Source organism: Dietzia aerolata, assembly GCF_014144865.1.
In the GTDB taxonomy this organism is placed as follows: domain Bacteria; phylum Actinomycetota; class Actinomycetes; order Mycobacteriales; family Mycobacteriaceae; genus Dietzia; species Dietzia aerolata.
The window spans coordinates 1-12,439 of record NZ_JAALDM010000012.1 but is presented as its reverse complement, the minus strand read 5'-3'; the positions used below and the strand labels follow the sequence as shown (position 1 = coordinate 12,439).

The following is a 12,439-nucleotide window of genomic DNA, read 5'->3' as shown; positions in this document are numbered from 1 at the left end:
TGTTCAGGAAGCACTTCGGTCTATTTTCGCCCGGCAATCCTCAGATCCCCGTGAACTACCGGGGTTAACTGGCCCTTCCCGATTGCCCCACCACTTGGCCGCGCACAGGATCGAGCTTGACTGGCTTGGCGAGGCTGGTGGTTGTCAGCACAATGGCAGCATCCCCAAGCCGATGATCACCACGTCACGCGAAAGCCACTCCTCGCGGGCCCGCCGGAGACAGCATCGAGCCATTACCACGCGCCCCGCTCTCCCACTCCTGCGGGCCGCGCACCCCGTCCCGGCGCTCGCGGTCACCATGCTCGCCGTGCTGCTCGCGGCGAGCATGGGCGTGGGCACCCGCACCTCGGTGACGCTGTTAGTCGCTGTGTTCAGCGGTCAGCTCGTCGTGGGATGGACCAACGACCTGGTCGACAGCGAGCGGGATCGTCGCGTCGGCCGCGGCGACAAACCCCTCGCGACCGGGCAGATCGCGGTCGGGCTGGTGCGCTCGGCGATCGGTGCCGCGAGCGTGGTCTGTGTTCTCACGTCGCTTCTGTGCGGACCCGCGGCCGGCCTCCTGCACCTCGTCGCCGTCGGCGCCGCCCTGGCCTACAACGCGGGCCTCAAGTCCACCGCGTTCTCCTGGCTCCCGTACTCGCTGGCCTTCGGCGCTCTCCCTGCCGTGGTGGGCCTGGCCCGTGACTCGGCCGCTCTGCCACCGTGGTGGATGGTCGCCGTCGGCGCGCTCCTGGGCTTCGCCGCGCACCTGCTCAACGCCATGCCGGACCTCGCCGACGACGCGGCGACCGGAGTCCTGGGGCTCCCCCACCGGCTCGCACCCACCACCGTCCCGCCACTGGCGGCGCTGCCCCTCGTCGCCGCCACCGTCGTCGCCGTCTTCGGCAGCCGCACTCCCCCGACAGCCAGTCAGTTCGTCCTGTTGGCCGTGGTGCTGGCGCTGGCGGTCGCCGCGACCCGCACGACGGGAAAGACGCCGTTCTACGCGGCGATCGCCATCGCGGGAGTCAACGTCGTCATGCTCCTGATCGGATGACGCAGCGCAGCCGCGGCGCTACCCGCCGGCTTTGACCTCGATCAGTTCCCACTGCCTCACCGGACCGGGGGCGTGGGCCCGGCACATCGTGAATATCGGTTCGGAGTAGGTCTCGCGCAGCCACACCTCGACCGGGCCGTGCAGGCCTTCGAGCATCACCTCGACATGCTCGTCCCGTTCCACGACGCGAACTGGGGCGAAGGCGTCGATGCGGTCGTCGGGCACCACCGCGCGGGCATGGTGCTGGGCGCTCTGCACGGCCGCCGAATGACTACTGCGTCCGCGCAGGTACCGCTCGTCGACGCGGCCCTCGGTGTAGAGGGTGACGATGTCGGCCGGGTCCTCCGCCTGGTCGACGCGGCCGTAGAAGAGTCCGTGCGACAGGATGAGCATCGTCGCGGCGAAGCGGTCGCCACCCAGGTGCGAGCACTCCCAGGTCGCCTCCGGATACCGCTCGGCGATCCGCGCCGCGGCGCTGCGCCCCCGCACGGCGCAGCACTGATCGTGCTTGCCGTGCGCGCATACGGCGACCAGCGGCTCCGCTGACAGAGTGCCGGCGGAGCCGTCGAGGGGGATCTCGGCGTACCCGACCGGGCCGTCGACCTCGCCCCACCGCAGCGACTCGTGCCCGGGCCGGGCGTCGGCGAGCGCCCACCGCCAGCGTGGTTCCTCTGGATGACGACGACGACCCGCCCTCCGGATCGCGGCAACGCGGACGTCGGCCTCCTGGGCACGCCCGGCGATTTCCCGGCCCAGCTCGGGCGTGGTGGCGGGTCGGGTACTAGGTCATGGGTGGTCCAGCCGGCAGGTGCAGTTGCCCTCGTCGTCGCCGCCCTACCGCTCACCTCCCCACCTGCACCTTTCCCGCCCAGCGGAATCGATTGGTGACGCGCACCACACCCGCGCCACAGTGTCCTCATCCCCACCCGGGCGCGCGAGCGGCGCTCCCCCGCGGTGACACCCCGGCGCGCCGGGACCACCTCTCGAAAGGACACTCCATGGGCGACATCCGTGCCCTCGGCTACCTCACCATCGACACCACCGACCTCGACCGCTGGCGCACCCTCGCCCACGACGTGCTGGACCTGGGTGTGGGCGCCGGAGGCGACGGCGACACCCTCCACCTGCGCCTCGACGAGCGCGCCCGCCGCATCACCCTGCACCGCGCGGAGAAGGACAACCTCGCCGCCGTGGGCTGGGAGGTGCGCGACGAGATCGCCCTGGACCGCGTCCGGGCCACCCTCACCGAGCACGGCATCGCCTTCCGCGACCCCACCCACGACGAGGCGCAGGCAAGCAAGGTCGACGGCGCGATCACCCTGAGGACCCCTGCGGCCAGCGCCTGGGGATATTCCACGGCGCCGAGCTGGACCACTCCAAGGTCTCCACCAAGTACCGCACCGAGCTCGTCACCGACAAACTGGGCCTGGGCCACCTCGTGGTCCCCACCACCGACGACGACGCCACCATCGGCTTCTACCGCGACGTGCTGGGCTTCCACACCCGCGGCGCGTTCCCGTTCCCCCGATGCCCGGCATGCCGCCGCTGCGCATCCAGTTCATGGGCGCCAACCAGCGCCACCCACAGCTTCGCCGTGATGCCCGCCCCGCACATGGGCCCGGGGATCGTGCACATCATGCTCGAGGCGGCCAAAATGGACATGGTCGCCCAGGCAATGGAGCGCACCACCGAACACGGGTTTGGTATCTCCTCCACCCTCGGCCGCCACACCAACGACAAGATGGTGTCCTACTACCTGCGCGCGCCCGGCGGCTGGGACATCGAGTACGGCTACGACGGGCTGATGGTGGACGAGGACCAGTACCTGCCGCAGAACATCACCGCCGACAGCTACTGGGGCCACGACTGGTCCGACAGCGAGCCCCTGGCCTGCACCATCCCGCTCGAAGAGCCCGTCGCCGAGGCCGTGGCCGACTCGCTGTCCGAGCCGGTGGTCGACACCGCCGCGGCGCCCGCCTGACCCGGCGGGCCAAGGCCCTACGCCGCACGGTCCGCTCGACCGGGCGGCGGTATCGACCCGATGCGGCGGCGGGGCCTGGTCGTCGTCCCGATTTTCTACGACCCGGTCCGCGACTGCGGCCGATCCACGATCGACCGTGAGCTCCAGGTCAGGTGCCGACGATCGCCTGCGTGTAGCGCTCCACCAGCACGGTGAACATCGCCGCGCGGCGGGCGAGGGCAGCAGCGACATCGTCCTCGATCAGACACTGCACCAGCGTTCCGTCATGTGCCGCGGTCAGGCTCGGCCCCAGAGCCGCGTGGTCCGTCACCTCGAGCCCGACCTGGGCGAGCAACCGGTCGAGCAACGGCATGAGGGTCGCGAGGATCGCCTTCTCCCGCGCGAGCAGCACTCGCTTCAGAGAGGGGGTGCGCAGTGCATGGGCGGTGAACTCCGCGTTGACCCGGAACCACTGATCGTCAACCGGAACCACCGCCAGCACGCACGCCACCACGTCATCCAGCGACCTGACCGGAAGCGGCTCGCCCGTATCGAGCAACGCCCCGACATCCGCCAGCATCTGCGACGACCGCTGCTCCCACATCGCCAGGAACAACTCTTCCAGCGAGGTGAAGTTGGAGTAGAAGGCGCCCCTGGTGAAGCCGGCCCGGCCACACACCTGCTCGACGCTGGTGCTGCCGAAGCCCCGCTCGGCGAACACCTCGAGCGCCGCGTCGAGCAGCCGCTGCCGAGTCTCAGGCCGCCGTCGCTTCACCGTTCCGCTCATTGTTCCGAGCTTACCGGGGTTGCATACATCACCGTATTGGATACAGTGGCGCATCGAATACACAGTTGTATCGAATGGGTCGCCCAGCGTCAGGAGCACCGCATGACCTCACTGCCAATCCCACTACGGACCGCCGGTGCGGCGGTGGCGGCGGTCCTGCTCGCCGGCCTCCTCGCCATCGTCCCCGGTGCCCAGGGTCGGGCGTCCGCCTCTGCCGGGCCTACCGGTCCACCCCTGTCGGTGCCGCAGCAGACCCTCGACGACGCCGTGCGCTGCACCCCGGACGTCCACCCGGGGTCCGGAAAGAAGGTCGTGGTACTGGTCGGCGGTGTGGGCTTCGACCCCGCCGACGCCTGGGGCTGGGGGTACTCGCGCGCGTTGGTCCGCGACGGCTACGGGGTGTGCGAGGTCACCGTCCTCGACCACGGCCGCGGCGACGCCACGATCGGCGCCGAGTACGTGGTCAACGCGATCCGCCACGCGCGGGCCCGGTCCGGGCAGGAGGTCAGCATCGTGGCCCACAGCGCGGGGCCGGTGTTGGCCCTCTGGGCGCTGCGCTTCTGGCCCGACGTCGCGGCCTCGGTCGATGACATGATCTCGCTCGCGGGCCCGATCCACGGCGCGCAGCCGGTCAACCTCATCTGTTCCGTCGGCTTCTGTCCGGTCCTGGCCCATCAGCTCTCCATGGGGTCGCGGTTCACCGCCGCTCTCAACCGCGAACCGATCTCCCCGTCGGTGTCGGTGACGTCGATCTTCACCCTCTTCGACGAGGGTATCCAGCCCGCCCGCGAGGTCAGCAGCTACCCGGGCGCCGCGAACATCGCCCTGCAGGACCACTGCCCGGGCCGCCTGGTCGAGCACGTCGGGCTCATGTACGACGCCGCGACCTACCGGCTGGCGCTCGACGCACTGTCCCACCCCGGGCCGGCGGTACCCGCCCGGACCCCGAACCTGTGCGAGGGGATCACCCTGCCCGGATTCGACATCGCCACCTTCGCCCCGTCGTTCGCGCAGGGGGCAATCAAGTACCTGGGGATCCTCGGGCAGCCGTCACTGCCGGCCGAGCCGGCCCTGCCCCGATACGCCGAACAGGGATGAGGCACACCTCCATGACCACAGGCAACAACGGACCGATGACACAGACGATGAACGCAGACGTGATCGTGGTCGGGGCCGGACTCGCCGGCCTGGTGGCCACCGCCGAACTGGCCGACGCGGGCAAACGGGTGCTGCTGCTCGATCAGGAACCCGAGCAGAACCTGGGCGGACAGGCGTTCTGGTCCCTGGGCGGGCTGTTCCTCGTCGACACCCCCGAGCAGCGACGGATGGGGATCAAGGACTCCGCCGAACTGGCGTGGCAGGACTGGCTCGGCAGCGCGACCTTCGACCGGGGGATCGACGACCCGGCGGGGCAGGACTACTGGGGATACCAGTGGGCGCGCGCCTACGTGGACTTCGCCGCGGGCGAGAAGAGGTCGTGGCTCCACGCCCAGGGCGTGCGGTGGGTTCCGATCGTCGGGTGGGCCGAACGCGGGGGATATCTCGCCGAGGGCCACGGCAACTCGGTGCCACGGTTCCACCTGACCTGGGGGACGGGGCCCGGCGTCCTCGCCCCCTTTGAACGTCGGGTACGGGACGCGGCGGACCGGGGACTGGTCCGCTTCGGGTTCCGACACCGCGTCGACGAACTCACCGTCACAGGCGGGGTCGTCGACGGGGTCAGAGGCGCAGTACTCGAGCCCAGCGCCGCGCCACGGGGCGCGGCGAGCAGCCGCGCCGAGGTCGCCGAGTTCGAACTGCGCGCGTCAGCGGTCCTCGTCACCGCCGGCGGCATCGGCGGAAACCACGACCTGGTGCGCGAGAACTGGCCCGCCCGACTCGGCACCGCGCCGGACAAAATGATCTCCGGGGTCCCCGAGCACGTCGACGGCCGGATGCTGGCCATCACCGAGCGCGCGGGGGCCCGTCTGGTCAACAAGGACCGGATGTGGCACTACACAGAAGGCGTCACCAACTGGAACCCCATCTGGAAGGACCACGGGATCCGCATCATCCCCGGACCGTCGTCGATGTGGTTCGACGCCCGGGGACAGCGCTTTCCCGTCCCCAACTTCCCGGGATTCGACACCCTCGGAACTCTCAAGGCCATCCAGGACAGCGGCTACGACTACTCCTGGTTCGTCCTCACCCAGAAGATCATCGAGAAGGAGTTCGCCCTGTCGGGGTCGGAGCAGAACCCCGACATCACCGGAAAAGACCTCAAGCTGCTGTTGGGACGGGTCCTCCCGGGAGCCGGCGAACCGGTCGAGGCGTTCAAGGAACACGGTGAGGACTTTGTGGTGGCCGACACCCTGCCCGAACTGGTGGCCGGCATGAACCGTGTGACAGGTGCGGACCTCATCGACCTGGCCGACCTGGAACGTCAGATCGTCGCGCGCGACCGCGAGATCGACAACCCGTTCACCAAGGACCTGCAGATCTCCGCCATCCACAACTCCCGGCGCTCCCGGGGTGAACGACTCGCCCGCACCGCATCGCCGCACAAGATCCTCGACGAACGCTCCGGTCCCCTCATCGCGGTACGGTTGAACATCATCACGCGCAAGACCCTCGGCGGCATCCAGACCGACCTTGACGGTCGGGTCCGCAGCGCCGACGGTGCTGCGGTGCCGGGACTGTGGGCCGCCGGCGAGATCACCGGCTTCGGAGGAGGCGGCGTGCACGGTTACCGATCGCTCGAGGGCACGTTCCTGGGCGGCTGCATCTTCAGCGGCCGGCAGGCAGGCCGCGACCTCGCCCGGGAGGTGTGAGGATGCAGCTCAGATGGGGCCGACCCGACCTGGCCGCGTACCAGACACAGCCCGCCACGCCGCCGGCCTCGCCGACCTCACCGCTGACGGTCTCCTTCCTCGGCGTGACCACCCTGTTGTTTGACGACGGGGACTCGGCCGTCATGACCGACGGGTTCTTCACCCGGCCGTCCCTCGCCCGGACGCTCCTCACATCCCTGCGGAGCGACCCGACACGCGTGGAGTACGCCCTGCGCAGGGCAGGGGTGGGCACTCTCGACGCGGTGGTCTGCGGGCATTCCCACTATGACCACGCCCTCGACTCGGCCGCGGTCGCACAGCGCACCGGTGCGGCGCTCGTCGGCGGTGAGTCGACCGCGCAGCTCGGGCGTGGAGCCCAGCTGCCCCCGGGTCGCATCGTCACGGCCGCACCGGGCGATGCGCTGACGTTCGGCGCCTTCACCCTGACCTTCATCGAGTCCGAACACTCGCACCCCGACCGCATCCGAGGGGTGATCGATCACGCGATCGCCCAGCCCGCTCCGGCGCGTGCGTACAAGTGCGGAGAGACGTGGTCGATCCTGGTCGAGCACGAGAAGTCCGGGCATTCCGCGCTCGTCCACAGCAGCGCCGGCTTCCGGCCCGGGATGCTCGACGGGCGCCGCGCCGATGTCGTGTACCTGGCCGTCGGGCAGCTCGGTCACCAACCCCGGGACTTCATCGAACAGTACTGGGCCGAGACCGTGACCGCAGTGGGGGCGCGTGCGGTAATCCTCACCCACTGGGACGACTTCTTCAGGCCGCTGACCAAGCCCCTGCGAGCACTCCCCTACGCGGTCGACGACCTCGACGCCGCGATGCGCGTCCTGACGGCGTGCGCTGAGCGGGACGGAGTCCATCTGGGGCTGCCCGCGCTGTGGAGTCGAACCGACCCGTGGGCCGCCAGATAGGACGCGACCACTCGCCCCGATAAACCACGGGCCCGACAACGCGAAAGCCGCCGCCCGGTCTGTTCAACCAGGCGGCGGCTTCTCTGTGTGCGCGGCTGCGGGCCCTCGTCGTCGTTCCCCGACGAGCACACCCCGCAATCGACTACTTGACCAGCAACTCCGCGATCTGAATGGTGTTGAGCGCCGCACCCTTACGCAGGTTGTCGCCCGACACGACCAGGCTGAGCCCCTTGTTGCCCTCAGCCGACTGATCCTGGCGGATACGACCCACCAGCGAGTCGTCGGCGCCCGCGGCCTCCAGCGGGGTCGGCACGTCCACGACCTTCACACCGGCCGCCTTGCCCAGCACCTCGCGGGCCCGGTCCGGCGTGATGTCCTTGTCGAACTCCGCCGTGATGGTCAGCGTGTGGCCCGTGTAGACGGGCACCCGTACGCAGGTTCCGGCCACGCGCAGCTCGGGAATGCCGAGGATCTTGCGCGACTCGTTGCGCAGCTTCTGCTCCTCGTCCGTCTCCTCGGACCCGTCGTCCACGATCGCGCCCGCCATGGGCAGCACGTTGAACGCGATCGGTGCCACGTACGGACCCGTCTCGCCCACCTGCAGCGCGCTGCCGTCGTGCACCAGCTCGTGCCCGGCCGCCACATTGTTGGTGACCTGGTCGTTCAGCGTGTCCACGCCGGCCAGACCCGAACCCGACACCGCCTGGTACGTCGACACGACCAGCCGCTTGAGGCCCGCCGCGTCGTGCAGCGCCTTGAGCACCGGCATCGCGGCCATGGTGGTGCAGTTCGGATTAGCGATGATCCCCTTGGGCGGATTCTGCGCCGCCTCGGGGTTCACCTCGGAGACGACGAGGGGAACGTCCGGATCCTTGCGCCACGCGCTGGAATTGTCGACGACGACGGCGCCCGCCGCCGCGAACCTGGGCGCCTGCTCCTTGGACATCGTGCCGCCGGCCGAGAAGAGGGCGATGTCGATGCCCTTGAGCTCCTCATCGGTGGTGGCCGCGGTGTCCTCCACCACGATGTCCTCACCCCGGAACTCCAGCGTGGTGCCGGCCGAGCGGGCGGAAGCGAAGAACCGGACCTTGTCGGCCGGGAAGTCCCGCTCCTCGAGCAGGGCGCGCATGACGCGACCCACCTGGCCCGTGGCTCCGACTACGGCGACAGTGGTCATCTGCGAGGTCAACTCCTGAAAGTCTTCATGTCCCGGCAAGTCGCGGACGGGTTCTCCGCCCTGCGCCGACCGACCGGCGATCGCCCCATCCTACCGACACCGCGGCCCGCCGACAGCGGCGCGCGTCACAGCGCGTCACTGCACGGTCGACCTTGCGGGACTGCTTACCCGCCGAGGACCTCGGCGCACTCGACCCGGCCGTTCGGGTAGACGATCGCCACCGAGTCGCCCTCCTCGACGAACTCCGTGATCACCCGGCACTCGGTGAAGCCGGCCATGGCCCCCTCGGCGTCGCCGTCCATCGTCACGACCAGCGTGTCCCCCTCCCAGACCGCCTCCGCGTTGTCCGAGGAGAAGGTCTCGGTGATGGTCTCCGCTATCGACTCGCGCCCCAGGCCGAACACGTAGTCGCCCTCCCCCGCGTCGATGGCGGTGGCCGGACCGCCGCCGGCGGGCTCCTCGACCACCCTCACCGTGCCCTCCGGCTCGCCCGCCGCGGAATCCCCGGCATCCGAACCAGAACTGCAGGCCGCCAGGCCGAGGACGAGGCCGGTAGCGGCCGCGGTGATCATTCCGGCCCCGGTCAGAGAGGTACGCATGGCTACTCCTAGGTCGATGCCCGTCACCATAGCCAGGAAAAGCTGAAAATCTAAGAGTTCCCACATTTTTCGATCTATGGTGAGGCCACGTGCTCGTTCCAGGTATTCCGAAAGGGCGACGCCATGACCACGCCACCGACCGGCGCCGGACTGACCGACTCGGCCAACCACTGGAGCAGAGTCCTCGGGGTGTCACTGCGACCGTGGTCCGGTGACTCACCGCTGACGCTGCTGCTGCGCGGCGCCGTGCAGGTCGCGTTGAGCTGCTTCTTCCTCTGGCTGGCGTTTCGCCTCATGACCGACGACTCGCTCAGGGCGTACACCGCGGAGACGTCGTCGACACGCATGTTCGGCGTGCTGATCGCCGTCGCGGCGATCGTCATCGCGTTGATCGGTGTGGCGAGGATCTGCGTGGGACTGCTCGACTCACTGTCCACGCGCCAGGTCAGCGGAACCGTGGTGAGCGTCCGCGACCGGCAGACCCTGGACTTCCTGCCCCACTCGCTCCTGCAGCTCGTCTACCACCGGAATCCGCACAAGATCGAGACCCGGCGCCGCCGCACCGAGCTGGTGCTGGACACATCCACCGGCACGCGGCAGTGGACGGTCCGCAAGCGTCGCCTGGCCAGCGGCCTGCGCCCCGGCGCCACCGTGCAGCTCACCGTGACCCCGCTGGCCGGCCACGTCTCGAACATCACGGCGGCCCCCCGCAGCTGAGCACGCACGCCGGCTGGACTTGCGCGCTGTGCGTGGACCAGATCGGGCGCATACCTGGTACGCCGACGTACGTGATGGGCGCATAACCGCCAGAGGGACCAGGAGCCCTGAGTGCTGGCCCCTGGTCCGACTTGTGCGCCCGTCGCGTACATACCGTCCGGAGTTACGCGCCCCCTATGGACCACACAGGGCGCACAAGTCCGAGAGCACTCAGGTCAGCGGCCGGTGCCGGCGTAGACCTGTGCCTCCTCGTCGGTGCCGAGCTCGAACGCGTCGTGCAGCGCGCGGACGCAGTCGTTGAGCTCCTCCTCGCGGACCAGCGCCGAGATGCGGATCTCGGAGGTGGAGATGAGCTCGATGTTGATGCCAGCCTCGGAGATCGCCTCGCAGAACGTGGCGGTGACGCCGGGGTGCGACTTCATGCCGGCGCCGACGAGGGAGACCTTGCCGACGTTGTCGTCGTAGAGGACCTGGTCGATGCCGAGATCGTCCTTGGCCTTGGACAGGACCTCGGTGGCCTTGGCGCCCACCTCGAGCGGGCAGGTGAAGGTGATGTCGGTCTTGCCGGAGGACTTGGACACGTTCTGCAGGACCATGTCGATGTTTATCTCGGCGTCGGCGACCATGCGGAACACCTTGGCGGCGTAGCCCGGCTGGTCAGGGATGCCGACGACCGTGATCTTGGCCTCCGAGGCGTCGTGTGCGACTCCGGTCAGCAGTGCGTCTTCCACGGGGATGTCCTCCACATTGCCGGCAACGAGCGTGCCGGGATCGTTCGAATACGAAGAGCGGACGCGCAGCGGCACCTGGTGACGGCGAGCGAACTCGACACTGCGCAGGTTGAGGATCTTGGATCCGACGGCCGCCATCTCCTGCATCTCCTCGTACGAGATGGTGTCGAGCTTGCGGGCGTTGGGCACGATCCGGGGGTCGGCGGTGTAGATGCCGTCGACGTCCGAGTAGATCTCACACACGTCGGCGCCGAGCGAGGCCGCCATCGCGACGGCGGTCGTGTCGGAGCCGCCGCGGCCGAGAGTGGTGACGTCGCGCGTCTCACGCGAGACGCCCTGGAATCCGGCGACCAGCGCGATCTTGCCCTCGCCGAGCGCCTCCTGCACGCGACCCGGGGTGATGTCGATGATGCGGCTGTTGCCGTGCCGGGTGGTGGTGATGATTCCGGCCTGGGACCCGGTGAACGAGTAGGCCTCCATCCCGAACGAGCTGATGGCCATCGCGAGCAGTGCGTTGGAGATGCGCTCACCCGAGGTGAGGAGCATGTCCATCTCGCGCTGCGGCGGCGACGGACAGACCTGGTCGGCCAGGTCCAGCAATTCATCTGTGGTGTCACCCATTGCCGAGGCGACCACCACCACGTCGTTCCCGGCCTTCTTGGTCTCGACGATCCGCTCGGCCACCCGACGGATCCGTTCTGCGGACTCCACGGAGGAGCCGCCGTACTTCTGCACTACCAGTGCCACGCGGTCACACCCTTCCGGTGCTGATCGGCTTATTCCGGTCTTACCGGATTCTTCCGGTGATCCCAGATTCTTCCGGTCTTACTCGGCCTATCGCAGCCCCACTTTACGGGAGGTGTTTACTCGTCATCGATGACGGAAACCTGGGCGGCAGTTCTCCTGGCCCTCGCGTCCGCCCTCAGCCAGGCCCTCGGGACGGTGATGCGCCACCGCACGATGGACCGTGCGCAGGGCCGACTCGAGAGCAAGTTCGGCGTCCTGACCAGCCGTTACTGGTGGACCGGGATGACCATTAGCCTCGCAGGATTCGCCTTCCAGGGCCTGGCGCTCGCGTTCGGTTCACTGATACTCGTCCAGACGATCTCGGTCACCTCACTGATCTTCGCCCTGCCCCTCGGCGCGTGGATGAACCGCCGCCGGGTGTCCAAAACCGAACTGTTCTGGGGCCACGTCCTGACCGCGTGCGTGATGGTCATGGTGCTCTATGGCCGACCCACCGGGGGCGAGACCCATCCGCCGCTCTGGGAATGGGCACTGGCGTGTGTGGGTGGCGTTGTCGTCGTCGCCATCTTGCTCCGGATCGGCCGGCGACGGCACACCAGCGGCGGACGCGCGGTGCTGTTCGGCGTCGCGGGCGGCACGGCGTTCGCGTACGTGGCGTTGTTCACCAAGGGCGTGACGCAGCGGTGGCACGCCGGCGGCGCGTGGGAGGTGGCCACGACGGGCGAGGTGTACGCGCTGGTCGTGGCGGCCGTGGCGGCGTTGACGTTGCAGCAGATGTCGTTCGAGGCGGGCGCGGTGCACCAGGCGGTGCCGGCGTCGACCGTCACGACGCCCGTGATCTCGATGGTGCTCGGCGTGGTGGTGCTGGGCGAGCGGTTCGCCGTCGACGGGCTGCACCTGCTGGCGCTCGGGGCGACGCTGGCGGTGATGGCGGCGGCGACCGTGG

Annotated in this window: 12 protein-coding genes and 1 pseudogene; 8 read left to right on the top strand and 5 right to left on the bottom strand. The window is 69.2% G+C overall.

Annotation, left to right across the window (positions count from 1 at the left end; translation table 11 throughout):
• The first annotated feature begins 172 nt into the window (after positions 1-172).
• The gene (locus G6016_RS00765) at positions 173-1,036 is read left to right on the top strand and encodes a UbiA family prenyltransferase (protein ID WP_187354196.1); all 864 of its coding nucleotides are present in this window, start codon (positions 173-175) and stop codon (positions 1,034-1,036) included.
• 18 nt (positions 1,037-1,054) lie between these two features.
• Here G6016_RS00765 and G6016_RS00760 read toward each other — a convergent pair whose 3' ends face one another.
• Positions 1,055-1,570 carry a sucrase ferredoxin gene (locus G6016_RS00760; RefSeq protein WP_241729627.1) on the bottom strand — a complete coding sequence of 172 codons (516 nt, stop codon included), beginning with the start codon at positions 1,568-1,570 and terminating at the stop codon, positions 1,055-1,057.
• Between the two features lie 254 nt (positions 1,571-1,824).
• Here G6016_RS00760 and G6016_RS17785 point away from each other — a divergent pair.
• Positions 1,825-2,139, top strand: a pseudogene (locus G6016_RS17785) (hypothetical protein); the annotation flags it as partial.
• A 335-nt stretch (positions 2,140-2,474) separates the two neighbouring features.
• Positions 2,475-3,017, top strand: a complete 543-nt coding sequence (locus G6016_RS00755; protein WP_182630806.1) for a VOC family protein — start codon at positions 2,475-2,477, stop codon at positions 3,015-3,017.
• A gap of 148 nt (positions 3,018-3,165) precedes the next feature.
• Here G6016_RS00755 and G6016_RS00750 read toward each other — a convergent pair whose 3' ends face one another.
• Positions 3,166-3,783, bottom strand: coding sequence for a TetR/AcrR family transcriptional regulator (locus tag G6016_RS00750; protein ID WP_182630805.1), 618 nt, complete (start codon positions 3,781-3,783; stop codon positions 3,166-3,168).
• Positions 3,784-3,885: 102 nt separating this feature from the next.
• Between G6016_RS00750 and G6016_RS00745 the strand changes: the two genes are divergently transcribed.
• The 3 genes from G6016_RS00745 to G6016_RS00735 are packed head-to-tail and all read left to right on the top strand — an operon-like array spanning position 3,886 to position 7,522.
• Positions 3,886-4,881, top strand: a complete 996-nt coding sequence (locus G6016_RS00745) for an esterase/lipase family protein (RefSeq protein WP_182630804.1) — start codon at positions 3,886-3,888, stop codon at positions 4,879-4,881.
• 47 nt (positions 4,882-4,928) lie between these two features.
• Positions 4,929-6,593, top strand: a complete 1,665-nt coding sequence (locus G6016_RS00740; RefSeq protein WP_182630807.1) for an FAD-binding dehydrogenase — start codon at positions 4,929-4,931, stop codon at positions 6,591-6,593.
• Between the two features lie 2 nt (positions 6,594-6,595).
• On the top strand, positions 6,596-7,522 hold the full coding sequence (locus G6016_RS00735) for an MBL fold metallo-hydrolase (RefSeq protein WP_182630803.1): 927 nt from the start codon (positions 6,596-6,598) through the stop codon (positions 7,520-7,522).
• Positions 7,523-7,664: 142 nt separating this feature from the next.
• Here G6016_RS00735 and G6016_RS00730 read toward each other — a convergent pair whose 3' ends face one another.
• Entirely contained in the window at positions 7,665-8,699 is a 1,035-nt protein-coding gene (locus G6016_RS00730) for an aspartate-semialdehyde dehydrogenase (protein WP_182630802.1), read from the bottom strand.
• Positions 8,700-8,863: 164 nt separating this feature from the next.
• Entirely contained in the window at positions 8,864-9,298 is a 435-nt protein-coding gene (locus G6016_RS00725) for a hypothetical protein (protein WP_182630801.1), read from the bottom strand.
• Between the two features lie 123 nt (positions 9,299-9,421).
• Here G6016_RS00725 and G6016_RS00720 point away from each other — a divergent pair, with 123 nt between their 5' ends.
• Positions 9,422-10,015 carry a hypothetical protein gene (locus G6016_RS00720; protein ID WP_182630800.1) on the top strand — a complete coding sequence of 198 codons (594 nt, stop codon included), beginning with the start codon at positions 9,422-9,424 and terminating at the stop codon, positions 10,013-10,015.
• 215 nt (positions 10,016-10,230) lie between these two features.
• Here the strand turns inward: G6016_RS00720 and G6016_RS00715 are convergent, their stop codons facing one another.
• Entirely contained in the window at positions 10,231-11,493 is a 1,263-nt protein-coding gene (locus tag G6016_RS00715) for an aspartate kinase (protein ID WP_182630799.1), read from the bottom strand.
• A gap of 129 nt (positions 11,494-11,622) precedes the next feature.
• Here G6016_RS00715 and G6016_RS00710 point away from each other — a divergent pair.
• Positions 11,623-12,439: DMT family transporter (locus G6016_RS00710; protein ID WP_182630798.1), on the top strand; the 817-nt coding region annotated here is incomplete at its 3' end.